The 23,924-nt window shown below is 65.6% G+C and carries 25 protein-coding genes and 2 pseudogenes; 14 read left to right on the top strand and 13 right to left on the bottom strand.

The window, feature by feature from the left end; translation table 11 throughout:
* Positions 1-44: 44 nt before the first annotated feature.
* The 4 genes from LRS09_RS01105 to LRS09_RS01090 all read left to right on the top strand — a co-directional run bounded on the left by LRS09_RS01105 (position 45) and on the right by LRS09_RS01090 (position 3,345).
* Positions 45-1,565, top strand: a complete 1,521-nt coding sequence (locus LRS09_RS01105; protein ID WP_374684799.1) for a PAS domain S-box protein — start codon at positions 45-47, stop codon at positions 1,563-1,565.
* A complete protein-coding gene (fixJ, locus tag LRS09_RS01100; RefSeq protein WP_257810093.1) occupies positions 1,558-2,166 on the top strand; it encodes a response regulator FixJ in 609 nt (202 codons plus the stop codon). Before LRS09_RS01105 ends, fixJ begins: the two co-directional genes overlap by 8 nt.
* A 113-nt stretch (positions 2,167-2,279) precedes the next feature.
* Positions 2,280-2,618, top strand: a complete 339-nt coding sequence (locus tag LRS09_RS01095; protein ID WP_257803735.1) for a hypothetical protein — start codon at positions 2,280-2,282, stop codon at positions 2,616-2,618.
* 97 nt (positions 2,619-2,715) lie between these two features.
* Entirely contained in the window at positions 2,716-3,345 is a 630-nt protein-coding gene (locus tag LRS09_RS01090; protein ID WP_257803734.1) for a helix-turn-helix domain-containing protein, read from the top strand.
* 7 nt (positions 3,346-3,352) lie between these two features.
* Here LRS09_RS01090 and otsA read toward each other — a convergent pair.
* The 4 genes and pseudogenes from otsA to otsB form a co-directional block, all read right to left on the bottom strand.
* Positions 3,353-4,742: pseudogene (gene otsA, locus LRS09_RS01085) on the bottom strand (alpha,alpha-trehalose-phosphate synthase (UDP-forming)).
* On the bottom strand, positions 4,739-6,154 hold the full coding sequence (locus tag LRS09_RS01080; RefSeq protein WP_308240264.1) for a glycoside hydrolase family 15 protein: 1,416 nt from the start codon (positions 6,152-6,154) through the stop codon (positions 4,739-4,741). The pseudogene otsA and the gene LRS09_RS01080 overlap by 4 nt, the downstream one beginning before the upstream one ends.
* On the bottom strand, positions 6,075-6,542 hold the full coding sequence (locus tag LRS09_RS29930; RefSeq protein WP_308240263.1) for a trehalase-like domain-containing protein: 468 nt from the start codon (positions 6,540-6,542) through the stop codon (positions 6,075-6,077). The genes LRS09_RS01080 and LRS09_RS29930 overlap by 80 nt, the downstream gene beginning before the upstream one ends.
* The gene (gene otsB / locus LRS09_RS01075; RefSeq protein ID WP_257803732.1) at positions 6,539-7,324 is read right to left on the bottom strand and encodes a trehalose-phosphatase; all 786 of its coding nucleotides are present in this window, start codon (positions 7,322-7,324) and stop codon (positions 6,539-6,541) included. Before otsB ends, LRS09_RS29930 begins: the two co-directional genes overlap by 4 nt.
* A gap of 170 nt (positions 7,325-7,494) precedes the next feature.
* On the opposite strand from otsB, the gene LRS09_RS01070 reads away from it, so the two are divergent.
* The 3 genes from LRS09_RS01070 to LRS09_RS01060 are packed head-to-tail and all read left to right on the top strand — an operon-like array spanning position 7,495 to position 9,284.
* Positions 7,495-8,382: an MBL fold metallo-hydrolase gene (locus LRS09_RS01070; RefSeq protein ID WP_257803731.1), complete on the top strand. Its 888-nt coding sequence runs from the start codon at positions 7,495-7,497 to the stop codon at positions 8,380-8,382.
* Between the two features lie 39 nt (positions 8,383-8,421).
* A complete protein-coding gene (locus LRS09_RS01065; RefSeq protein WP_257803730.1) occupies positions 8,422-8,850 on the top strand; it encodes a YeeE/YedE family protein in 429 nt (142 codons plus the stop codon).
* A 2-nt stretch (positions 8,851-8,852) separates the two neighbouring features.
* The gene (locus tag LRS09_RS01060) at positions 8,853-9,284 is read left to right on the top strand and encodes a DUF6691 family protein (protein ID WP_257803729.1); all 432 of its coding nucleotides are present in this window, start codon (positions 8,853-8,855) and stop codon (positions 9,282-9,284) included.
* Positions 9,285-9,286: 2 nt separating this feature from the next.
* Here the strand turns inward: LRS09_RS01060 and LRS09_RS01055 are convergent, their stop codons facing one another.
* Positions 9,287-9,661, bottom strand: coding sequence for a DUF305 domain-containing protein (locus LRS09_RS01055; protein ID WP_257803728.1), 375 nt, complete (start codon positions 9,659-9,661; stop codon positions 9,287-9,289).
* Between the two features lie 191 nt (positions 9,662-9,852).
* Here LRS09_RS01055 and LRS09_RS01050 point away from each other — a divergent pair, with 191 nt between their 5' ends.
* The 5 genes from LRS09_RS01050 (at position 9,853) to LRS09_RS01030 (ending at position 14,566) form a co-directional block, all read left to right on the top strand.
* A complete protein-coding gene (locus LRS09_RS01050) occupies positions 9,853-11,406 on the top strand; it encodes a trimethylamine methyltransferase family protein (protein ID WP_257803727.1) in 1,554 nt (517 codons plus the stop codon).
* A gap of 22 nt (positions 11,407-11,428) precedes the next feature.
* Entirely contained in the window at positions 11,429-11,887 is a 459-nt protein-coding gene (locus LRS09_RS01045) for a YbjP/YqhG family protein (protein ID WP_257803726.1), read from the top strand.
* A gap of 40 nt (positions 11,888-11,927) precedes the next feature.
* Positions 11,928-12,158, top strand: a complete 231-nt coding sequence (locus LRS09_RS01040; RefSeq protein WP_257803725.1) for a hypothetical protein — start codon at positions 11,928-11,930, stop codon at positions 12,156-12,158.
* Entirely contained in the window at positions 12,155-12,304 is a 150-nt protein-coding gene (locus LRS09_RS01035; protein ID WP_257803723.1) for a type II toxin-antitoxin system RelE/ParE family toxin, read from the top strand. Before LRS09_RS01040 ends, LRS09_RS01035 begins: the two co-directional genes overlap by 4 nt.
* 213 nt (positions 12,305-12,517) lie before the next feature.
* Positions 12,518-14,566: an NADH:flavin oxidoreductase gene (locus LRS09_RS01030; protein WP_257803722.1), complete on the top strand. Its 2,049-nt coding sequence runs from the start codon at positions 12,518-12,520 to the stop codon at positions 14,564-14,566.
* Between the two features lie 6 nt (positions 14,567-14,572).
* Here LRS09_RS01030 and LRS09_RS01025 read toward each other — a convergent pair whose 3' ends face one another.
* The 8 genes and pseudogenes from LRS09_RS01025 to LRS09_RS00990 all read right to left on the bottom strand — a co-directional run bounded on the left by LRS09_RS01025 (position 14,573) and on the right by LRS09_RS00990 (position 22,416).
* Positions 14,573-15,769: a winged helix-turn-helix domain-containing protein gene (locus tag LRS09_RS01025; protein ID WP_257803721.1), complete on the bottom strand. Its 1,197-nt coding sequence runs from the start codon at positions 15,767-15,769 to the stop codon at positions 14,573-14,575.
* Between the two features lie 92 nt (positions 15,770-15,861).
* Positions 15,862-16,449 carry an NAD(P)H-dependent oxidoreductase gene (locus tag LRS09_RS01020; RefSeq protein ID WP_257803720.1) on the bottom strand — a complete coding sequence of 196 codons (588 nt, stop codon included), beginning with the start codon at positions 16,447-16,449 and terminating at the stop codon, positions 15,862-15,864.
* A gap of 7 nt (positions 16,450-16,456) precedes the next feature.
* Complete coding sequence (locus LRS09_RS01015; protein ID WP_257803719.1) at positions 16,457-17,038, bottom strand: NAD(P)H-dependent oxidoreductase; 582 nt, start codon at positions 17,036-17,038, stop codon at positions 16,457-16,459.
* A gap of 8 nt (positions 17,039-17,046) precedes the next feature.
* Positions 17,047-18,444: an FAD-binding oxidoreductase gene (locus LRS09_RS01010; RefSeq protein ID WP_257803718.1), complete on the bottom strand. Its 1,398-nt coding sequence runs from the start codon at positions 18,442-18,444 to the stop codon at positions 17,047-17,049.
* Positions 18,444-19,760 (bottom strand): cytosine deaminase, encoded by a 1,317-nt coding sequence (locus tag LRS09_RS01005; RefSeq protein WP_257803716.1) that lies wholly within the window; start codon positions 19,758-19,760, stop codon positions 18,444-18,446. The genes LRS09_RS01010 and LRS09_RS01005 overlap by 1 nt, the downstream gene beginning before the upstream one ends.
* A gap of 7 nt (positions 19,761-19,767) precedes the next feature.
* Positions 19,768-20,622 carry an ABC transporter permease gene (locus LRS09_RS01000; RefSeq protein ID WP_257803714.1) on the bottom strand — a complete coding sequence of 285 codons (855 nt, stop codon included), beginning with the start codon at positions 20,620-20,622 and terminating at the stop codon, positions 19,768-19,770.
* Positions 20,609-21,421 carry an ABC transporter ATP-binding protein gene (locus LRS09_RS00995; protein WP_257803713.1) on the bottom strand — a complete coding sequence of 271 codons (813 nt, stop codon included), beginning with the start codon at positions 21,419-21,421 and terminating at the stop codon, positions 20,609-20,611. Before LRS09_RS00995 ends, LRS09_RS01000 begins: the two co-directional genes overlap by 14 nt.
* 6 nt (positions 21,422-21,427) lie before the next feature.
* Positions 21,428-22,416, bottom strand: a pseudogene (locus LRS09_RS00990) (ABC transporter substrate-binding protein).
* Positions 22,417-22,702: 286 nt separating this feature from the next.
* Between LRS09_RS00990 and LRS09_RS00985 the strand changes: the two are divergent.
* Positions 22,703-23,086 (top strand): RidA family protein, encoded by a 384-nt coding sequence (locus tag LRS09_RS00985; protein ID WP_257803712.1) that lies wholly within the window; start codon positions 22,703-22,705, stop codon positions 23,084-23,086.
* 34 nt (positions 23,087-23,120) lie between these two features.
* On the top strand, positions 23,121-23,915 hold the full coding sequence (locus LRS09_RS00980; protein WP_257803709.1) for a creatininase family protein: 795 nt from the start codon (positions 23,121-23,123) through the stop codon (positions 23,913-23,915).
* The last annotated feature ends 9 nt before the right edge of the window (positions 23,916-23,924 follow it).

Here is a 23,924-nt window from a genome sequence, read left to right as displayed (position 1 = left end):
CACCTGAACCAAGCAAGACCAACGGCCCTCGCCAGAGTCCATAGATGAAACTGATGCCCGTCGCCTCCCGGAGCGGTAGGCTGTTGGCGGATTTGTTCGCGCGGGAGAATCGCCCGCTCGCGCGCTATGTGATCGCGGTCGTCGCAGTCCTGCTGACGTTCGCGCTGCAGGTCTTCGTCCAGAAGGTCTGGAACGGGCCACTGCTGTTCATCGTCTTCGCGCCCGCGATCGTGCTCGCCTCGATCGTTGGTGGGCTGGGCCCCGGCCTGTTCAGCGTCGCCGCCTCGCTTGCCAGCGCCTATGTCCTTATCAATCTCTCGCCGCAATTCGCAGAGGCCCCTTGGCTCGGCCTCGGCATCTTTGCCGTAGCCGGCGGAATTATCGCCTGGCTTGGCGAGGTGCTGCGCGCCGCCTATGCGGAGATGGCAGACACCGAGAGGCAGCTCAGGCTGCGCGAGGCGCATCTGAGTTCCGTGCTCGACACCGTGCCCGATGCGACGGTGGTGATCGACCGGAAGGGCACCATCGTCTCGTTCAACGCAGCCGCCGTACGGCAGTTCGGCTACAGCGAGAGCGAGGTGGTCGGCCGCAACGTGCGCATGCTGATGCCGGAGCCCTATCAGCGCGAGCATGACGGCTACATCAACCGCTACATGGACACGGGCGAGCGGCGCATCATCGGCATCGACCGCGTGGTGGTCGGATCCCGCAAGGACGGATCGACCTTTCCGATGAAGCTCGCGGTCGGCGAGATGCGCTCGGGCGACAGCCTGTTCTTCACGGGCTTCATCCGCGACCTGACGGAACGCGAGGAATCCGAGGCGCGGCTGCGCGAGGTGCAGTCGGAGCTGGCGCGGCTCGCCCGCCTGAACGAGCTCGGCGAGATGGCGTCCACGCTCGCGCACGAGCTGAACCAGCCGCTGTCGACCATCGCGAACTATTCGCAGGGATGTGTGCGCATGCTGCGCGATGCGCCGGATGCAATCGCGATGCGCCTGCGCGAGGCGCTGGAGGAAGTCGCAGCCCAATCGCTGCGGGCAGGGCAGATCATCAGGCACCTGCGCGAATTCGTGATGCGCGGGGAGACTGAGCAGACGCGCGAGGACATCCGCAAGCTGGTCGAGGAGGCCGGCGCGCTGGCACTGGTGGGGTCGCGCGAGCAGGGCGTTCGGGTCGTGTTCCAGTTCGATACCGGCGCCGACTTCGTCTTTGCCGATCGGGTGCAGATCCAGCAGGTGCTGACCAATTTGATGCGCAATGCCACCGAGGCGATGCGCGAGAGCGAGCGCAAGGAGCTCACGGTGCGCACTTATCCGGACGATCGCTTCGCGGTCATCGAGGTGGCGGACACCGGACCCGGCATTTCGGAGGAGATCGCCGAGCGGCTGTTCAAGCCGTTCGTGACCACCAAGTCGGGCGGCATGGGCATCGGCCTGTCCATCTCGCGGCGGATCATCGAGGCGCATGGCGGCGAGATTTCCGTCGCCCGCAATGAACATGGCGGCGCGACGTTCCGCTTCACGCTGCCTGCATACAGGGAGACGCAGAGCAATGACGATAGGTGACTACGTCGTTCACATCGTGGACGACGAGGAGCCGGTGCGGAAGTCGCTGGCGTTCCTGCTGACGATCGAGGGCTTCACGGTGCGGCTGCACGAATCGGCGACGGCGTTTCTCAGGGTCGCGCCCGACATACGCAATGCCTGCCTGGTCACGGACCTGCGCATGCCGGATATCGACGGCGTCGAACTGCTGCGCCGGCTGCGCGAGCAGGGGAGGAGGATCCCGGCGATCGTCATAACCGGCCACGGCGACGTGCCGATGGCGGTCGCGGCGATGAAGGCGGGCGCGCTGGATTTCATCGAGAAGCCGTTCGAGGACCAGATCCTGATCGACAGCATCAAGCGCGCGGCCGAGGAGATCGAGAAGGTGGCGTCCAACGACGTCCAGTCGATCTCAAGCCGGCTCGCCACGCTGACCGAGCGCGAGCGCGAGGTACTGTCGGGCATCGTCGCAGGCCTGCCGAACAAGACCATAGGCTACGACCTCGACATCTCGCCGCGCACTGTCGAGGTGCACCGTGCGAACATCATGTCGAAGATGGAAGCGAGAAGCCTCGCCGAACTGGTGCGCATGGCGATCGCCGCCGGGGTCCTCGACCAGTGATCCCGGGATCGGCAAGCCCCGAATTGATTTGCCGCAAGGAGGCGTCCGCGCTGCGACGGTAGGTTCGCTCGTTGTCACATCGCTGCCATGTCTGTGGCACCGAGGAACCGAGCTTGAGAATCGACGCGAAAGTGCTCGTCATCGCACCCGACAAGGAACTGCGGCGTTCGATCGCCTTTCTGCTGGAAGCGGAAGGGGATGACGTCAGCGCGCATGAGGCCGTACCCCTGTCTGACGCGACGGGAACGGCGCATCCGCGCTGCGCGGTCGTCGACGAGGATGCGACCGTCGGCGAGCCGGACGCATGGGACCGTCTCGGGACCGTCGCTGACGCGATCGTCCTGCTGTGCGACCGGACCCGGGAGCTCCCCGTGAACCTGACCATCCATACCGTCGAAAAGCCGTTCCTCGGCCAGAATCTCGTCCAGGCCGTCCGCGACGCCCTTCTATAACGCGACCTCTACGTAGTAACCCGTAGGGAGGTAACCGGATTCTGCGGCAGCGCGTTTTGAGCGATTGATGTTCCCGTCACTCCAAGAGGGAACCGCGATGACCACCGCTCCGATCTTCCTGATTTCTCCCGCTCACGGTTCCGTTCCGGGCGGCCCCGCCACGGTTCCCGCACCGGTTCTCTTTGCCTCCGGCGAGGAAATCTACGCCCAGGGCGACAGGGCGGACCGGCTCTACCGCGTGGAGTTCGGCGCCGTGCGCGTCTACAGGCTGCTGGCCGACGGCCGCAGGCAAATCTCGGCCTTCCACCTGCCGGGTGAAGTCTTCGGGTTCCAGGCCGACGGCGTGCATCATTTCTTTGCCGATGCGGTCGGTGCGACAGGCCTGCGCGTCCTGCCGCGCGCCAGCGCCGGCAGCGTCACGCCGGAGGTGATGGAGTTCGCGGTCCGCTGCCTCGTGCGCACCCAGGAACATCTGTTGGTGGTCGGACGCCAGAACGCAGTGGAGCGGATCGGTGCATTCCTGCTCGACATGGCCGAACGGCAGGGCGGGCTGGAGCAGTTCGATCTGCCGATGTCGCGCACCGACATCGGCGACTATCTCGGCCTCACGATCGAAACCGTCTCCCGCGTGTTCTCCAAGCTGCGCGCGCAGGGCGTCATCAAGCTGGTCAGCCTGCGCACGGTGGAGATCAAGAAGCCGGCGGTGCTGCGCGCGCTCTGCGAATAGGGCAGCGTCAGCCGGCCGGTCTGCTGTCCCGCAGGGCGTCGAGGAAGGCGCTGCACCAGGCGCTGATATCGTGGCGCCGCAGGTGATTGAGCATCGCGGCATGCCGCTCGATGCGCGCGGGAAGCGGCAGGGACAATGCCTGCGCGATGGCTTGCGAAACAGCCTCCGTATCGTACGGATTGACCAGGATCGCCGACTGCATCTCGCGCGCGGCGCCGGCGAAGCGGGAAAGTACGAGAACCCCCGGATCGGCCGGATCCTGGGCCGCGATGTATTCCTTCGCGACAAGGTTCATGCCGTCGCGCATCGGCGTGACAAGACCGACCTTGGCCAGCCTGTAGAGACCGGCCAGGATGCTGTGGTTGATCGAGGAATTGACGTAGCGGATCGGGGTCCAGTCGAGCGTGGCGAGCTCGCCATTGACGCGGCCTGCGAGTTCGGCGACCTCGCGCTGCATCTCGAGGTAATGCGGCACATCCGAACGGGACTTAGGCGTCACCTGCAGCAATGTCGCGCGGCCTTTAGTACGCCGGATTGTCGCGCAGGAAGCGGTCAAATGCCTGCATGCGCTGCGGTATGCCCTTGGAATAATCGAGCCGGTCCACACCGACGACTACTTCGCGATCGCGCAGTGAGCGGGCGATCTTGCGCACGGCCGGATTGGCGACCGACTCAGCCGCCATCTTCTCGAAGCCGCGGGTGTCAATGCCGATCGGGAATACGCCGGCCCTGAAGCGGAAGCCGCTCCGCGTCTCGATCACGCCCCGCTCGATCTGACGGCCGATGCCTTCGCGCTCGATGCAGGCAGTAAAATTATCGGCGTCGTGCCGCGTCTGGAAACCGACCACGTCATAGTCCGCCAGCGTCTCGAGAATAGTTGCGTAGACGGGAAGAGCGAAGAACACGTCGGGCGGCGGGAACGGAATGTGCAGGAAAAAACCGATGCGGTTCTTCACCCCCATCCGGCGCAGTTCGGCCGCAAGCGGTATGAGGTGGTAGTCGTGGATCCACACGACGTCCTCGGCGGCCAATTGAGGGCCGAGCTGGCGGGCGAAGAAGCGATTCACGCGGAAGTATCCCGCCATGTCCTTGCGCGCATAGTCGGTGATGTCGAGACGGTAGTGGCAGAGCGGCCAGAGCGTCGAATTGGCGAAGCCGGCGTAATATTCGTCTATGTCCTTCCTGCTGAGGTCGGTCAGGGCGTAAGTGATCGGCCCTTCCTGCCGGATCGTCATGGCACCCGGCTCGCGCGCACCGCTAGAGGAGCCCGACCAGCCCATCCAAAGCCCGCCCCTGGCGTTAAGGGCAGCCTCGAGAGCGACCGCGAGGCCGCCGGCATGCACCTTGCCCTTGCCGGGCATGGGGACTCGGTTCGAGACGACGACGAGCCGGCTCACAGCATGTCCTCCCAGCGCCGCGACAGACGCATGGCGGCGTTGATGAGGCCGACCATCGAATAGGTCTGGGGATAGTTGCCCCAGAGTTCGCCCGTGTCGACGTGGATGCCTTCCGACAGAAGGCCGAGATGGTTGCGGTGCGCGAGCACGTCCTCGAAGATGGCGCGCGCGTCGTCGGCCCTGCCGACGCGGGCAAGCGCGTCGATCAGCCAGAAGGTGCAGGCGGTGAAAGCCGTCTCCGGTTCGCCGAAATCGTCCGGCGTGCGGTATCGGTAGAGATGATGCCCGAAGCGCAGATGCTTCTCGATGGCCGCGAGCGTCGACAGGAAGCGGGGGTCGTCAGCGGGCAGGAGGCCGATCTCGGGGATGAGCAGCAGGCTCGCGTCGAGATCGCTGCCCTCGAAGGTCGAGACGAAGGCTTTCAGTTCCTCGTTCCATGCTCGGGCGAGGATGCCCTCGCGGATCGTGTCGGCCCGGCCGCGCCAGTAGTCGACGCGGTCGGCAAGGCCGACCTTTGCAGCGATGCGCGCGAGCCGGTCGCAGGCCGCCCAGCACATCAGGCTGGAATGGGTGTGCACCGAATTGCGGGTGCGGAATTCCCACAGGCCGGCGTCCGGCACGTCCCAGCGGGCAAAGGCCTGCTCGCCCAGCGGCTCCAGCCGGCGGAACAGCGATTCCTCGCCCATGCCGGGAAGGCGCTCGTCGAAGAAATACTGGATGACCGAGAGGATGACCGAGCCGTAGCCGTCGTTCTGCACCTGGGTATAGGCGGCGTTGCCGCGGCGCACGGGCCCGAGGCCGCGGTAGCCGTCGAGCGAGCCGGCGATCTCCTCGTCGATCCGCCGCTCCAGGCCGATGCCGAACAAGGGCTGCAGATAGCCCTGCGGCGAGGCGGCGGCGATGTTGGAGACATAGCCGAGATAGTCCTCCATCGTCCGCGTGGCGCCGAGCGCGTTGAGCGCCTTCACGGTGAAGAAGGAATCGCGCAGCCAGCAGAAGCGGTAATCCCAGGTGCGGCCGGTCGCGCCATATTCGGGGATGGACGTGGTGAGCGCCGCGACGATGCCGCCCGTCTCCTCGTACGAACACAGCTTGAGGGTTATCGCGGAGCGGATCACGACGTCCTGCCAGTCGGCGGGCAGATGCAGGCTGCGGACCCAGTCGATCCAGTAGTCACGCGTTTCCCGGAGGAGGGAATGCGCCGTGTCGAGCGGATGCGCGGCGAGCCGTTCGTCCGGGCCGAAGACGAAGGCGTAGGCACGGTCGACGAGAAAGGGTGTGCCGCGCTGGACGAACTCGACCGGCGCGTTCGTCGTCAGCCGCAGCACCTGCTCACCCAGGATAAAGCGGATATGGTTCGAGCCGCGCGTCGTCTCGGGCGCATGCGCGCCGTAGTTCCACCTCGGCCGCATGAGTGCCCGACACGCGGGGGGCGCCCTTCAGCGGCTCGATGATGCGGATGAGGGTGAGCGGCCGGAACATGCGCCCGACCGACTTGAAGCGGGGCGCGAAATCGGTGATGCGCAGGCCATTGCCGTCCTCGTCCTCCAGCACGGTCTCCAGGATCGCGGTGTTGCGCACATAGGACTGGCGGCTCGACGCCATACGCTCGATCCGGATCGACCAGTCGCCGGTTTCGCCGGCCGCCGTTCCGTCCTCGCCGCCGAGCAGCCTACAGAAGACCGGGTCGCCATCCATACGTGGCGCGCACATCCACACGATAGAACCAGCACGGTCGACGAGCGCTGCCGCGGCGGCATTGCCGATCACGCCGAGATCGAGAGACATCTTCGGGTTCATCGGGCGACGTCCGCGATCCAGGCCCTGACGTCGCCGGGGGAGGAGACGATGCCGCGAGCGAGGGTGTCGCCCTGCGCCCCGACCTTCACCGACAAGCCGCCGAGTTCGTTGGCGGCCCGGAACATTGCCTCGTCGGTCAAGTCGTCGCCGACCGCGACAGGCGTGCGGCCCGCGAAAGGTGGCTGCGACATGAATTCCAGCAGCGCCGTCCCCTTGTCATGCCCCGCCGGCCTGATCTCGATCACGCATTTCCCTTTCTGCACCACCACCTGATCCCCCAGCCGGCGTGCCAACCGTTCCATCTCGACCTCGACCGCCGCCGCGAATTGCGGTGCGAGGCGATAGTGAGCGGCAAAGGCGCCGCCCTTGTCCTCGATCTCGACGCCGGGCCAGGTCGTCGCAACGCGCGACAGCGCCTCGATCGCGCCTTGCAGCTCAGGCGAACGCTGCACTGCAGCATGAGTTCCGTTCGGATAGGCGATTTCCGCGCCGTGCAGGCCGGCGAGGCCGCAGGAAAGATCGGGAAAGAACTGCTTGAGACGCGCCAGGCTGCGGCCCGAAACCAGCGCGAGCGCTCCCTCGAGGCGGGCCGAGAGCAGTGCGAGACTGTCCAGCAGGTGCGGCGGAACCTGGACATCCTCGGGCCGGTCGGCGATGTCGAGAAGTGTGCCGTCGACGTCGAGGAAGAGGGCGCGGCCTTCGACGCTCGCCGGGAGATCGCCGTACCTGTGGCGCGGGGCATGGGTGGCGGGCGCCGCTGGCGTTGCCTGCAAGTCCGTCATGGAACCGAACATAGTCGGTGAGAGCCTCATGGCAACCGCTGATGCGCTTCGGAATAGGATTTCATATCGGCATCGATTGCAGGATCGCTTTTTCGCCAATATGCAGGAATCGCCCTCTTCCGCGGCCGCCAATGTGGAGACGTTGAGCCCGGCCCAAACCAGGACCCACCATGACCAGCACTGCCAAACCCGATGTCGCAGCCTTCTTCGACAAACGAACCTTCTCGATCCAGTACGTCGTGTCGGACCCGGCGACGAAGCGCTGTGCGATCGTCGATCCGGTGTTCGACTATGACGAGAAGTCGGGCCAAACCGCGACCTGGAACGCGGACAAGATCCTCGACTACGTCGCCGAGAAGGGGCTGACGGTTGAGTGGATCCTCGACACGCATCCGCATGCCGACCATTTCTCCGCCGCGCAGTATCTGAAGGCCAAGACGGGCGCGCCGACGGCCATAGGCGACCATATCGTCGAGGTGCAGAAGCTCTGGAAGGACTTCTACAATTGGCCCGACTTCCCTGCAGACGGGTCGCAGTGGGACAAGCTGTTTGCGGAGGGCGAGGCGTTCTCGATCGGCGAACTGAAGGGCCGCGTGATGTTCTCGCCCGGCCACACGCTCGCCTCTATCACCTATGTGATCGGCGACGCGGCTTTCGTGCACGACACACTTTTCATGCCGGATTCCGGCACGGCGCGGGCGGATTTTCCAGGCGGCAGTTCCAAGCGGCTGTGGCGCTCAATCCAGGATATCCTGGCCCTGCCGGACGAGACGCGGCTGTTTACCGGACATGATTACCAGCCCGGAGGCCGTGAACCGCAATGGGAATCCACGGTTGCCGAACAAAAAGCAAAGAACTCCCATATCTCCAAGGCGAAGTCCGAGGCAGACTATTGCGAGGTGCGCGATGCGCGCGACCGGACGCTGCCGATGCCGAAGCTCATCCTTCATGCGTTGCAGGTGAACATCAACGGCGGGCGGCTGCCGGAGCCGGAGGCGAGCGGGAAGCGCTATCTCAAGATCCCGCTCGACCTGCTGACCGGCGGTCCCTGGGGCTGACGCTTCCGGAAGCCGGGCGGGCCTGAAAGGAGACGGAACGTGACGGAATTCACCCCACTTGCCTCGTTTATCGGCGGGGCGCTGATCGGGCTCTCGGCGGTCCTCCTCATGGCCTATGAGGGCCGGATCGCAGGCATCAGCACGATCGCGAGCCGGCTGCTGCCGCCCTATCGCGACGGCGCGTTCCTGTCGCGTCTGGGCTTCGTGATCGGCCTCGTCGCGGCGCCCTTCGTCATGCAGGCGGTGACGGGCGAGCCGTTGACGCAGACCGTGTCCGGCAACCTGCCGCTGATGGCGGCGGCAGGGCTGATCGTCGGGTTCGGCTCGGTCTGGGGCTATGGCTGCACCAGCGGGCACGGCGTGTGCGGCATGTCGCGGCTGTCGCTGCGCTCGGCCGTGGCGACGGGCGTGTTCATGGCCGTGGCGTTCGTCACCGTCTTCGTCACCCGCCACTTGATCGGAGGCTGAAGATGACCTTCGTCGTCAATCTCGCGCTCGGGCTGCTCTTCGGCATCGGGCTGGTGATCTCGGGCATGTCCGATCCCACCAAGGTGCTGAACTTCCTCGACCTCGCCGGGACATGGGACCCGTCGCTCGCCTTCGTGATGGGCGGCGCGGTTGTCGTGGCGTTCTTCGGCTACAGGCTGGTGCTGAAGCGCGACCGGCCCGTCGTCGGGTCGAGGTTCCACATTCCGGGCCGGACGGATCTCGAGCCAAGAATCTTCGTCGGTCCGGCAATCTTCGGCTTCGGCTGGGGCCTGTCCGGCTTCTGTCCCGGCCCGGCGCTGACGGCGATCGGGCTCGCAGCGCCCGGCACGCTGGTCTTCGTGCCGGCGATGTTCGTCGGCATGTGGGCCGCGAGGCTGGCCGGCACGCGGCCGGCGAGCCTGATCGCGACGTAGGGCTACTTGTCGGCGTTCTTTTCGAGCCAGCCCTTGAGGAAGGCGATCTCCTTCTCCTGGGCAGCGATGATGTCCTGCGAAAGCTTGGTGAGCTCGGGATCGTTCTCGCCGCTTTCCAGATAGGCCTTGGCCATGTCGATGGCGCTCTGGTGGTGCGGGATCATCATCATGGCGAAGTCGGCGCCGGGCTTGCCGGTCATCTGCATCGCCTTCATATCGGTATCCATCTTCGCCATCGCGTCCATGTAGGCGGTGGATGCCGAGCTCATCTGATGCGCCATCTTGGAGTGATCCATCTGGGCGAGGGCGGGCAGGGAAAGCGCTGCGAGCGCGACGGCGAGCGCCAGGGTGGCGGAGCGGTTTGCTGGGGTGGACATGGTTGATCTCCTTTCGTGATGGAGGACCGCTAGTCCTTCCAGCCGGTGGAAGGTCAACACCCGAAACGCACCGCCGGCGCGTTTCGTTCCGAGCAACGCGTCGAGACGCAGATGCGCCAGCCGGTGACGCAACGCCTGCTTTCGGCCAACCGCGCGGCCACGCTACTGTTGCCAAAAGACGGGAGGTGCTCATGGACGCACTCGACCAGATGGTACAGCCCAGGCGCGAGCGGGCGGGGCGGGGCGCGCGGCGCGAGCAGCGCGCGCATGGGCCGCGCGGCCTTGGCCGACCCTACATCGTCCGCAACATCCCGACCTATGACATTCTCGGCGAGGAGAGCTTGATCCGCGTCGAGGAGACGGCCGACCGGATTCTCGCCGAGATCGGCATCGAGTTCCGCGACGATCCCATCGCGCTCGATCACTGGAAGCGGGCAGGCGCGAGTATCGACGGTGTGCTGGTGAAGTTCGAGCCGGGCATGCTGCGGGAGATCCTGAAGAGCGCGCCCGCGAGCTTCATCCAGCACGCGCGAAACCCGGCCCGCTCTGTCGAGATCGGCGGAAAATCGGTGGTGTTTTCGCCGGCCTATGGCTCGCCCTTCGTGATGGATATGGACAAAGGCCGCCGTTACGGCACGATCGAAGACTTCCGCAATTTCGTGAAGCTGGCGCAGGCCTCGCCCTGGCTGCATCACTCGGGCGGGACGATCTGCGAGCCGGTGGACGTGCCGGTAAACAAGCGCCATCTCGACATGGTCTACAGCCATATACGCTACTCCGACCGCGCCTTCATGGGCTCGGTGACGGCAGAGAGCCGGGCGGAGGATTCGATCGAGATGGCGCGGCTCGTGTTCGGCCGTGACTTCGTCGACGGGAACTGCGTCATCCTCGGCAATGTCAACGTCAATTCGCCGCTGGTCTGGGACGCGACGATGACCACGGCGCTGCGCGCCTATGCGCGGGCCAACCAGGCGGCGGTGGTCGTGCCGTTCATCCTCGGCGGGGCGATGGGACCGGTGACGAATGCCGGCGCGATCGCGCAGGCGCATGCCGAGACCATGGCCGGCTGTGCGCTGACGCAGCTCGAACGCAAGGGCTGCCCGGTGATCTACGGCAACTTCCTCTCATCCATGTCGCTGCGCTCAGGCTCGCCGACCTTCGGCACGCCGGAACCGGCGATCGGCTCAATGGTGGTGGGGCAGCTCGCGAGGCGGCTCGGTCTGCCGCTGCGCTGCTCGGGTAATTTCACCACGTCCAAGCTGCCCGACGCGCATGCGATGAACGAGGGCACGATGTCGATGCTGGCGGCGGTGCACTGCGGCGCCAACTTCATCCTGCATTCGGCAGGTTTCCTCGATGGGCTGTTGTCGATGTCCTACGAGAAATTCGTGATGGATGCCGACTTCTGCGGCGCACTGCACACCTATCTCGACGGGGTGAGGGTCGACGACAACCAGCTCGCGCTCGACGCTTTCCGCGAGGTCGGGCCCGGGAGCCATTTCTTCGGTTCGCAGCACACGCTGGCGAATTACGAGACGGCCTTCTGGGATTCGGAGATGGCCGACAACGAGCCGTTCGAGAAGTGGGAGGCGGCGGGCAGCGTCGACGCTGCGACGCGCGCCAACGGCAAATGGAAGAAGATGCTGGCCGAGTACGAGGCGCCGCCGCTGGATGAGGGGATAGACGAAGCGCTTCGGGATTTCATTGCTCGCAGGAAGGCATCGATGGACGATGCGTGGTATTGAGGGCCGAAACGGAGGATTCGCCATGTTCCGCAAGACCGCTCTCGTTGCCATCCTTGCTTTCCACGCTCTGCCCGCCATCGCCGGCCCGGCTTCGGACGCGGTGCGCTTCTTCTACGTGCCGGTGAAGTGGGAGGCCGATCCGGACTTCCGCGACCGCTTCACCGGGCCGGCGAAGAAGCTGTTCGACCTCAACGACAAGATGCCCGAGGGCGAGATCGGCTGCATCGACTTCGGCCCGGGCATCGACGCGCAGGACTATAACGACGACACGATCAAGAAGACGCTGAAGCTGTCGGAGGACGTGCAGGGCGACCAAGCCACGGTGACGGCGCGCTTCACGCTGTTTCCGGAAGGAGACGACGCCACGCGCGAGATGCAGTGGCTGCTGACGAAGGAAGGCGGGACTTGGAAGATCGCCGACATCGTATCGGTGTCGAGCGGCTGGAAGCTTTCCGAGCTGGAGTGTTTGCCGGAGGGGTAGAATGCTAGGCCGATTGCGGCTGTCGTGCTAAATTCTACGTATGACCAAGCTTCTCGAACTTGCATTTGAAGAGGCGAAGCAGCTTTCGCCGGAAGAGCAGGATGAGCTTGCCCGCACGATCCTGGAGATCGTGCACGGAGGCGAGGAAGATGTCTATGTGCTTTCCGAGAAGGATCTGGCCGCGATCAAAACCGGCCTTGCGGAAGCCGATCGGGGTGAATTCGTTACCGAAGACGAGTTGAACGCGATCCTGAACAAGTATCGTGCATGAGCTTCACCGTTCGCGTCACACCGCAAGGCGCGAGCGATCTTGATCGAACACTCACTTATCTGAGGGGCGTGTCGCCGCAAGCGGCGGAGAAGTTCCGTGCTCGTTTCTCGGAGATCCTCGGGCAACTGCTCGCGACCCAGATTTAGAATACTGAACACCCACCCGTTCCCGTATCTGATATTCCTCCGGCGTCGTGGACAGAAGATCGAAATCGTCGCCATCCGCCATGGCGCCCGCAACCCGCGCTCCATGCCGGCCCGTCCACGCTGAGATGACGCTCTGATCCAATGATTTGCCGCTGCGGGCGCTTGCGCGTTTCTGCCGCGAGGGTGACGCTGGTGCGCCATACGGAGCCAGCCATGACCGCCAGCAACGATCCTCTCCTCCAGCCGTTCCGACTCAAGCACCTGACGCTCAAGAACCGCGTCATGTCGACCAGCCACGAGCCGGCCTATTCGGAGGACGGCATGCCGAAGGCGCGCTACCGGCTCTATCATGCCGAGAAGGCCAGGGGCGGCATGGCGATGACGATGACGGCGGGTTCGGCGATCGTTTCGCGCGACAGCCCGGCCGCCTTCGGCAACCTGCTGGCCTATCGCGACGAGATCGTGCGCTGGATGCGGGAACTGGTGGACGCCTGCCACGAGCACGACTGCAAGGTGATGATCCAGCTCACCCATCTCGGGCGACGCACCGGCTGGAACAAGGCCGACTGGCTGCCGGTGCTGGCGCCGTCGCCGGTGCGCGAGCCGGCGCATCGCGCCTTCCCCAAGACGGCCGAGGACTGGGACATCGACCGGATCGTGGCCGACTATGCCTCGGCCGCGCAGCGCATGCAGGAGGCGGGGCTCGACGGGATCGAGTTCGAGGCCTACGGGCACCTGATGGACCAGTTCTGGTCGCCGGCGACGAACACGCGCGACGACGAGTATGGCGGTTCGCTGGACAACCGGCTGCGGTTCTCCAACCGCGTGCTGGATGCGGTGCGCAAGGCGGTCGGGCCGGACTTCATCGTCGGCATACGGATGGTGGCGGATGAGGATCTTGCATCGGGGCTCGGGCGGGACGAGGGCGTCGAGATCGCGCGGCGACTGGCGGCGGGCGGCAAGGTCGACTTTTTGAACATCATCCGCGGCTCGATCGAGACGGATGCGGCGCTCACCAGGGTGATCCCGATCACCGGCATGCGCTCGGCACCGCATCTCGATTTCGCCGGCGAGGTGAGGGCGGCGACGAAGTTTCCGGTGTTCCACGCGGCGCGCATCCAGGACGTGGCGACGGCAAGGCATGCCGTCGCGACCGGCAAGCTCGACATGGTCGGCATGACGCGGGCGCACATCGCCGAGCCGCATATCATGCGCAAGGTGATGGGCGGCGAGGAGCACCGCATCCGCCCCTGCGTCGGCGCCACCTACTGCCTCGATCGGATCTACGAGGGCGGCGAAGCGCTGTGCATCCACAATGCGGCGACGGGGCGGGAGGCGACAATCCCCCACGTGATTGCGCGAACCGACGGGCCGCTGAAGCACGTCGTCGTGGTCGGCGCCGGGCCGGCGGGGCTGGAGGCGGCGCGGGTGACGGCCGAGCGCGGGCACAAGGTGACCGTGCTTGAGGCGACGAGCCTGGCCGGCGGGCAGGTGCGGCTCGCGGCGCAGAACCCGCGGCGGAAGGAACTGATCGGCATCGTCGACTGGCGCGTGGCGGAATTGGAGCGGCTGGGAGTCGAGATGCGCTACGACACCTGGGCGGAAGCGGGCGACGTGACAGCGCTTAGCCCCGACATGGTGATCGTCGCCACCGGCGGGCTGCCGCAGAACCCGCCGCTGGAGGCGGGCGGCGACCTCGTCACGTCGAGCTGGGATATCGTGTCGGGCGCGGTGAAGCCGGCCGAGAGCATGCTGCTCTACGACGACAACGGCAGTCATGCCGGGATGACGGCGGCGGAGATGGCCGCGCGGGCGGGGGCTGCGGTGGAACTCGTCTCGCCTGAGCGTTTCTTCGCGCCGGAAATGGGCGGCATGAACCACGTGCCTTACATGAAGGCGTTCCATGAGACGGGCGTGCGCATCACCATCAACACGCGTTTGAAGGCCGTGCGGCGCGAAGGCAATAAGCTGGTGGCGGTGCTCGCCTCAGACTTCGCCGAGGGTTTTGCCGAGGAGCGGCGGGCCGACCAGGTGGTGGTCGAGCACGGCACGCTGCCGCTGGACGAGCTCTATTTCGCGCTGAAGCCGCTGTCGCGGAACCGGGGCGAGGTGGACTATGAGCGGCTCGTCGCGGGTGGTGAGGTGTTTCCGGAGAGGGAGGCTGGTTCGGCCTTCAAGCTGCTGAGGATCGGAGACGCTGTGGCGAGCCGCAACATTCATGCGGCAGTGTATGACGGAATCCGCTTCGGGATCAGGATCTAAGGGCGTTCATCCGACCGCCGCGAGCGCCGGGGCGAGGTCGCCGGCGCCGGCAATCCCGACACGTTCCAAGCCGAGCCACTCGGCCATGAGCTTCAACTCGGCCATCAGTTCTGCAGGGGTCTCTGGCGGCGCGAGCGGTTCGGCGTGGGCGGCCTGGACGCGCAGGACCGAGGCCGCTCGGTCGGCCTTGAGGTCGACGCGGGCGACGATGCGCTCGCCGAGCAGGAAGGGCAGGACGTAATAGCCGTAGATGCGCTTCTCCGCCGGTGTGTAGATCTCGATGCGGTAGCGGAAGTCGAACAGGCGCTCGGCGCGGGAGCGCTCCCACACCAGCGGGTCGAAGGGCGAGAGCAGGGCCCGGGCTTCGACGCGGCGGGGGAAGCGGGCGTCGGGCGAGAGATAGGTCGGCTGCGACCAGCCCTCGACCTTAACAGGAAGGAGATGACCGGCCTCGACCAGTTCGGCGAGGCGATCCTTGTAGTTCGGGGCGGGGAGGCGGAAGTAGTCGCGCAGGTCGCCGGCCGTTGCGACGCCAAGCGCCGAAGCGGCCATGCGGGTCAGTTGCCGGTGCGCCTCTTCCTCATCGGGCACCGGCAGGTCGCGAACCGCCTGCGGGATAACGCGATCGGGCAGGTCGTAGACGCGCTCGAAACTCGGCTTGCGCTCGCGGGCGGTTATGCGGCCAGCCCAGAACAGCCATTCAAGCGCGGCCTTGGCGTCGCTCCAGCCCCACCAGCCGCCCTGGCCGCGTTGACCTTCGATGTCGGAGGCGGCGAGCGGTCCATCGGTTGCGACGCGGCGCTCCATTTCGGCGATCAGGTCGGCGCGCTCGCGGCCAAACTTCGCGAGGCCCGTGTAGATGCTCTCGCCGCGCTCGGCCCGGCGCATCTGCCATTGCCAGAGCGGCCACGCGTCGACCGGCAGGAAAGACGCTTCATGCGCCCAGTATTCGAAGAGCAGCCGCTGTTTCGGTGTCGCTGCGCCCTCCAGCATCGCCATCGGATAGGCGCCGAGACGGGAGAACAGCGGCATATAGTGCGCGCGGACGGCAACCGAGACGGAATCGATCTGGAACTGGCCGAGGCGGTGGAGAACCTTGTTGAAATGCCGGCGGGTGAGGCTGCCGTCAGGGCGCGGCTCGGCGAAGCCCTGGGCTGCGAGCGCGACACGGCGGGCGGTGGCAAGAGAAAGCTTTTCGCGCATGGAATCTCCTGAAGGCAGAGATTTTCAGGAAAGCGCGACAGGCGGCAACCCGAAAAGCGCCGGACTGAAAATACTGCTTACAGGCCGCAGGCTCAGACCTTCGCGAGTTTCTTGCGCACCTTCGCCAGAAAGTTCCGCCGCGTCGTATCGGTGGACGAATCCATCAGGTAGTGCGCCATGAAGAAGGTGCGGCAGCGGCGGGCGCACAGCGCACGGATGCCGCGCGTGATAGTGCGGCGGCCGGGATGGCCGACGACATAGGACCACCACATCGGCGCGCCGCAGGTGGTGATGACGCCGAGCAGGCGGATATGGGTCATGAGCGGGCCGATCTTGGCGTTCGGCTCCGGCATCGAGAAGGCGACGCCAGGCGCCCAGACGCGGTCGAGCCAGCCCTTGAGCATGGCCGGCAGACCGTACCACCAGGTCGGGTAGACGAAGACCAGGCCCTCGGCCCACCGCAGATGCGCGATGTGCTCCGGCAGTGGGTGATGCTCCGCCGGCAGGTGGTTGTAGCGGCGGCGCTCTTCGGCTCCCATCACCGGATCGAAGCCGATGGCATAGAGGTCGAGCAGGCGGACCTCGTGGCCGCGCGCTTCGAGCGACGCGATCGCCTCGTCGCGGATCGAGGCGGCGAAGCTCTCGGGAACCGGGTGGCAGTAGACGAGCAGGATGCGCATGCGTCGGTCAGAAGCGGTCCATCGCGGCTGAGACCTTGCGCATGAAGGTGGCGCGGGTCGCGTCCGTGGAGCGGTTCATGTCGTAATGGGCGAGATAGGTGAAGGGCGCGCCGGGCTTCACCGTGGCGCGCAGGAGCCGGGTGACGAGCTTGCGCGGCGGATCGCCCATGACGAAGGCACGCCAGCGCGGCCCGCCATAGGTGGTGACGGTGCCGACCTTGCGGATCGTGTCGAGGCAGGTCTCGACCTTTCCGTCGACCATGCGGAAGGCCACGCCGGGCACGAAGACGCGGTCGAAGAAGCCCTTCAGGATCGCCGGGTAGCCGAAATTCCAGACCGGAAAGGAAAGTATGAGCGCCTCGGCGCGGCGCAGGCGTTCGACATAGTCCGATACGCCGGCGAGATTGGGCCCGATGTCGTGATAGGCAAGCCGTTCCTCGCGGGTGAGCCGCGGGTCGAAGCCTTCGGCGTAGAGGTCGCAGTCATCGATCTCGTAGCCGCGCGCGGACAGGCGCTCGATGATCAGCCGGTGGAGGGCGGCATTGTAGCTCGTCTCGACAGGATGGGCGTGGAGGACGAGGGCTCTCATGTTCCGATTCAACCTGCCTGCTGCAAGCCCTTGAAGAGAAACAGCTTGCCGGACTTGTAGTCGTAGGCCGGATTCTCCCAGGCGATCATCTTGCCGGGGTTGAGCAGGCCTTTCGGGTCGGCCTCGCGCTTGAAGGCGAGCTGGATCTCGTCGGTCTGCTTCATGCCGCCTTCCTCCAGCGTGTAGCGGTGCGGGTTGAAGATCGGGCAGCCGTTCTCCTCGTGCAGGCGGATGATTTCCTCCAGCCGCTCCTGAGTAGTGTAGCGGATCATCGGCAGGCCGAAGCAGGTGACGTTGCCGTCGAAGCGGACGTATTCGAGATGGCCGATCATCTCGTCGCCGATCAGCGCGTGGATCTTTTCGATCCGCTCGATCTGGTGGGGGAAGGGGTAGAGCACCTGCAGATAGGTGATCGCCGGATCGACACGGAGCGCCCGCAGCGTCGTGTGGTTCCAGGACAGCTCGAAGTTGGGCGGCAGACCCTTGAGGTCGGTCTCGGTCGCGGCGTTGAAGACGATCTCGGCGCCCCAGCGGCGGGTAAACGCAAGGAAGGCATCGAGCGAGTGCGGCGCGACCGTGACGAGGCAGATGCTCTGGCCTTCGCGGAAGAACTTCTGGTGGCGCTTGAAATAGGTGAAGGGGGCGGGAGACGCGATCGGCGAAATCAGCTTGGTGAGCAAACCGTCCTGCAGGCCGAGCGCATTGCCGTAGCGGGCCGCGTCCATGAATGTGTCGAAGCCGACGATGACGTCGACCCAGTCGTACGCGGCTGTCAGCGGCATCTCCACTTCGGAGATGATGCCGTTGGTGCCGTAGGCATGTGTCACCTTGTGCAGATCTTCCCCCGTCAGCTCAAGGATTCGTGGCTCCTCCTCCATCGTCACCACACGTAACCGGATGATGTTGCCGAAGTCGCGCAGGCCGCCCCAGTTGATCGAGCCGACGCCGCCGGAGCCGCCGGCGATGAAGCCGCCGATCGAGGCGGTATGGTAGGTGGAGGGGTGGATACGAAGTTCCTGCGCGGAATGAGCCCGCGCGGCCTTGTCGATCTCCGAAATGACGGCGCCGGGGCCGGTGACGACGCGGCCGGGCGCGATCAGCCTGATCTCGCTCATGTCGGCGAGCGACAGAACAACGCCGCCGGAAAGCGGCATTGCCTGGCCGTAATTGCCGGTGCCGGTGCCGCGCGGCGTGACGGGGATGCCGAGGCGATAGCAGGCCTTCAGCACGCGGATCAGCTCGGCTTCCGTCTTCGGCGAGACGACGAGGTCGCCGGTGACGTGTTCGAGCTGTCCCTTCAGGACGGGGCTGTACCAGTAGAAGTCGCGGCTCTTCTGCTGGACGATGGCCGGGTTGTCCTCGACCTTGATGCCGGCGAGATCGGCCTTCAGCGCAGCGATGTCCATCAGGGTTGTCCCACCACGTCGTCGAGTTCGGAATAATCGGGAATGATGCGATCGATGGTAGCGCCCGCGCGCACCACTGTGCGGTCGCTTTCCGGCCGGGAGAGCAATTCGGTCCAGGAGCGGCCACGGAAGATGACGAGATCCGCACCCGCGCCGGCCCTGAGCATGCCGGCGTCGTCCAGCCCCATCGCCTTCGCCGGGAAGGCGCCGACCGTGCGCGGCCAGTCGGCCACCGGATGGTCGAACTGGAGGATGCGGGTCGCCATGCGGTAGACCTCCAGCATGTCGAGGTCGCCATAGGCGTAGAACGGATCGCGGGTGTTGTCGGAGGCGACGGCGACGTTGATGCCGCGCGCCTTCATCTCGTGCAGCAGCGTGACGCCGCGCCAACGCGGCGTGGTCTGGTCGTGGCGGCGGTCCTGCAGATACATGTTGCACATCGGCAGCGACACGATCGACAGGCCGGCCTTCGCCACGAGGTCGAGCGTGCGCAGCACGTCCGCATCCGGCTGGCGGGCCAGCGAGCAGCAATGGCCGACAAGGATCCTGCCCGTGAAGCCGTGGCGGATGGCCGCCTCCGCGATCAGGCGCAGCGATACAGCTTCAACGTCGTCGGTTTCGTCGGCATGGAAGTCGAGCTCGAGGCCGCGTTCCATCGCCGTCGAAAAGACGCGGTCGATCATCTCGACGACGTCGGGAACCATATAGGTGACCGCGCCCAGCACGCCGCCCGAACGGGCGACCCGGTCGGCGAGGCGGGAGAACCATTCGCCGTCGCGGATCGTCTCGACGCCGGTGAGCGATGCGGCCTGGAGGTCGATGCGTCCGGCCCAGCGCTCGCGCATCGCGGTGAACACGTCCCAGGAAATCGTCTCCTGCGGCGAGATGGAATCGAGATGGGTACGGATCGCGCGGGTGCCGTGGGCATAGGCGGTGCGCAGGGCGAAATCCATGCGCCGTTCGACGTCCTTTGCGTTCCAGAATGCCATCCGGTCGGTGCCGACGGCGGTCAGCGCGCCCATGAAGGAGCCGTCCGGATTGGGCATGCGCGGCCAGATGTGACCCTTGTCGAGATGGGTGTGGCAGTCGACGAAGGCGGGCAGGACGATACGACCCTTGAGGTCGACCGCGCGCGGCGGCAGGGGACGGCCGTTGCGGGGAGCGATCGCCTTGATCCTGCCGTCGGCGATCGAGATGTCGCAGCGGACGAAGCCGTCGCGGTCGGGCTGGGCGGAGAGCGGCTCGACCGTCGAGACGTGCAGGCGGGCGTCGGCAAGCACGCACCAGCCGCTCGTGGGGATAGGGAGGGCAGTCATGTCGACCTCACCGTTCCTGCTTCAGCGCGCTTTCGTGCCAGCGGCGCAGCATCATGTGCGAGATCCAGGTGAGCGTCATGAAGATGACGATGCCGGTGAGCGAGATCAGGATCAAAGCGGCGAAGAGCCGCGCCGTGCGCAGACGATAACCGCTCTCGATGATGCGCGAGGCGAGACCCGAGGATTGGCCCGCCGAGCCGGCGACGAACTCGGCGACAACCGCTCCGATCAGCGCCAGGCCGCCGGCGATCTTCAGGCCGCCGAGGAAGTAAGGCATGGCTGCGGGAAGTCTGAGGTGCCAGAGCTCCTGCCAGCGGGTCGCGCCGTTCAGCTTGAACAGGTCGCGCAGATTGCGGTCGACCGAGTTGAGGCCGAGCGTGGTGTTGGAGAGGATCGGGAAGAAGGCGACGATCCAGGCGCAGAGCAGCAGCTTGGCCGTCTGGTTGTCGACATAGATGTTGATCAGCGGGAAGATCGCGACAATGGGCGTGACCTGGAGCACGATCGCAAAGGGGAAAAACGACATCTCCACCCATTTCGACTGGGCGAAGAGCACAGCGAGGCCGACGCCGCCCACGACGGCGAACAGCAGGCCGAGGCCGGTGATGCGCAGCGTGGTGAGAAGCGAGGAGAAGAGCAGGGCGCGGTCGTCGATCAGCGCCTGGAGCACGTCGACTGGGCGCGGCAGGATGTAGTGCGGAATCTCGTTCCAGACGACGATGCGGTCCCACAGGAAGATCGCCACGCACATGATGGCGATCGGCAGCACCCATTTTCCGATCCGCTCCAGTCGCGCGACGCGCAGGCGGCGCATCTCCTCGGCGTCGAGCGGCACAGGCGCCGATTCTTCAAAGGACGCCATCAAGCACGCCTTTCGATGCCGCGGTACTGTTGATCGCGCCGACCAGGACGTCGGAGGTCTTCCGGCAGAGTGCCGCGTATTCCGGCGAGGTTCGGAACGTCTCGTTGCGCGGGTAGGGCACGTCGACGTCGACCTCCTCGAAAACGCGACCCGGGCGCGCGGCCATGACGACGATGCGGTTCGACAGGAAGACGCTCTCGAACACGCTGTGGGTGACGAAGACAACGGTGAAGCGCTGATCCTGCCATAGTTCGAGCAGGTCGTTGTTGAGCTTGAAGCGGGTGATCTCGTCCAGCGCGGCGAAGGGCTCGTCCATGAGGAGAACGCGCGGGCGCGTGACGAGGCCGCGCGCGATCGACACGCGCATCTTCATGCCGCCGGAGAGCTCGCGCGGGACCGCGTTCTCGAAGCCCGTCAAGTGGACCCGCTCCAGCATCTCCGCGATCGCCGGCTCCGCCTGCCGGCGCGATATGCCCTTGAGGCGCAGCGGCAGCCACACATTGTCGAAAACGCTGGCCCAGGGCATCAGCGTCGGCTCTTGGAAGACGAAGCCGATGTCGGTCTTGCCCATCGGCGTGCCGCGCCAGTCGAGCACGCCGGTCGTGGGCGATGACAGGCCTGCGATGATCCGCAGTGCCGTCGACTTGCCGCAGCCGGACGGCCCGAGCAGGCTCAGGAAATCGCCCTCGCGCAGTGTGAGGTCGACACGGTCCAGAGCAGTGACGCCGTTGGAAAAGGTCTTTCCGACGGCGCGCAGGATGAGAAGCGGCGCGCCGCCGGGCTTGGTCACGTCAGGCAAGATGGCTCACTTCTTGAGGTCGAGGCCGACGCCCTTGTTGACGAAGTCAAGCGTGTAGGCCTTCTTGACGTCGATGCCGGCAGGCAAGACCTTGGCCGCGACCATCTTGTCGTAGAAGCTCTTCATCCGCTCGTCGGTCATGGCACCGATGCCGAGCTTCTCGGTGTCGCCCGAATCGACGATGCCGAACTTCTTCATCTGGTCGATCGAAAACGCGATCTGCTCGTCGGTGATCTCCGGATTGTCCTTCTTGATCAGCTCGTTGGCGGCCTTGTTGTCGCCGTAGAGGTAGTTATGCCCAGCCCTTGGCCGAGCCGTCGACGAAGCACTTCACGACTTCGGGGCGCTTGTCGATCGTATCGCGCATGGTTTCGATCGTCGTGGCGTAGGTGTCGAAGCCATAGTCGGCAAGCAAGAACTGGTTCGGCACGAAGCCGCCTTCCTTTTCCACGGCATAAGGCTCGGAGGTGACGTAACCCTGCTGGACGGACTTCTTGTTGGCGATGAAGGGAGCCGGATTGAAGGTGTAGGGGATGCGCTTCGACGCATCGAAGCCGAACTCGGTGATCATCCACTGGAAGTAGGACTGGAAGCCCTCGTCGGCGAGGATGTACTGCTCGGCGCCCTTCAGGCTCTCCCAGGTGTCGAGGCCTTCGCCCGGATGGCTCATCAGCACCTGCGGCTCCTTCTGGAAGGAGGCGGCGACGATGACGACCGGGATGTTCTCCTGCACCGCCGAGAAGGCCTGCAACATGTTGCCGCCCATGTAGAAATCAATCTTGCCGGCGAGCAGCAGCGGACGGCCAGAGACCTGCGGGCCGCCCATGGCGATCGTCACGTCGAGGCCGCAAGCCTTATAAGTACCCATCGGCCACCGACTGGTAGTAGCCGCCATGCTCGGCCTGGGCGAACCAGTTGGTCTGGAAGGTGACCTTTTCCTGGGCCGCGGCGAGGCCGGCGGAACCCGCCAGGACCGTCAGCGCAGCGACCGACATGAACAGTTTCGTCTTCATGACACCACCCTTTGTTGAGCCCGTCCGCGATATGCGCCGGCCTGAATCCAGAGAATCAAAATGCAAAGCCCATGCCAAGGTCCGCTGGCGACCAATGCGGTCGCGGATCGGTGGATTGCCGCCGGCGGTACGGCCCGGGCTGGTGCTGCGGCGGGCACGATGCTCAAATATTGGGCCGCTGTCCATCGCCGTCGCAGGTCGCCAACAGTTGATTGTTGAATGTGCGTCGGACGCGGGGCATAGCTGGCCGCGACAACAGGATACGCCGATGCACCGCCCGCTCAATCCGCCGACGATCAGGGCTCCTTTCGCCCGCTACAGCCATGGCGTCGAAGTGGCGGCCGGCAAGCGGATCGTCGCGGTGTCGGGGCAGCTCGGCGTGAGGGCGGACGACACGGTGCCGGAGAGCGTCGAGGAGCAGGCGGAGATCTGTTTCGCCAATATCGAGGCTATCCTTGGAGAGGCCGGCATGGGGCTGGCCGACATCGTGCGCATCAACGCCTATGTCACACACCGTGCCTATATGAGGCCTTATATGACGGTGAGGGACCGGGTGGTTGCCGATCCGCCGCCGGCGTCCACACTGATGATCGTCGGCGGCTTCACGCGGCCGGAATTCAAGGTCGAGATCGAGGTGATCGCGGCGGCGTAAAGCCTGCGCGAGACCCGCAGAGAAGGAGAGCGAGATGGCGCGCCGCGTCTGGTGGGGCGATTTCCCCACGACGGAATATGCCTCGATCGATCCGGAGGGCACCATCGCGGTGCTGCCGGTGGCGGCGATCGAGCAGCACGGGCCGCACCTGCCGGTGTCGACCGACACGTCGATCATGAACGGCATGCTGGCCACCGTCATTGACCGGCTGCCAGCGGCGCTCGACGTGCGTATCCTGCCGGTGCAGGCGGTCGGCAAGTCGAACGAGCATCTTCACGCACCGGGCACTTTGACGCTGCCGGCGACGGCGCTGATCGAGGCGTGGACGGAGCTGGGCGCCTCGGTCGCCCGCGCGGGCGTGCGCAAGATCGTCATCGTCAACTCGCACGGCGGCAACGAGGAGATCATGGGGATCGTCAGCCGCGAGCTGCGGGTGCGGTTCGGCATGATGTCGGTGAAGACGAGCTGGATGCGCTTCGGCAAGCCGGACGGGCTCTATTCGAATATCGAAGGCCGCTATGGCATTCATGGCGGCGATGTCGAGACCTCGCTGATGCTGCATTTCCGGCCGGACCTGGTCGACATGCGCAAGGCGCAGGATTTCGTCTCGCGCGTGGAGGCGGCCGAGGAGAGCTTCTCGCTGCTGCGCCACACCGGCACGCACGCCTTCGCCTGGATCGCCAGCGACCTCAATCCGAACGGCGTGGTGGGCGAAGCCTCGAAGGCGACGGCGGAGAAGGGCCGGCTGACGGCCGAGCACCAGGCGGACGGCTTCGTGCGGCTGCTGGAAGATGTGAGGCAGGCGGCGCTGGAGGAATGGCTGGCGTAGTTTTTACGG

It is taken from the genome of Mesorhizobium sp. J428, assembly GCF_024699925.1.
GTDB lineage: Bacteria > Pseudomonadota > Alphaproteobacteria > Rhizobiales > Rhizobiaceae > Mesorhizobium_A.
Note: the sequence above shows the minus strand (reverse complement) of the source record. Positions and strands in the feature narration are given on the sequence as shown.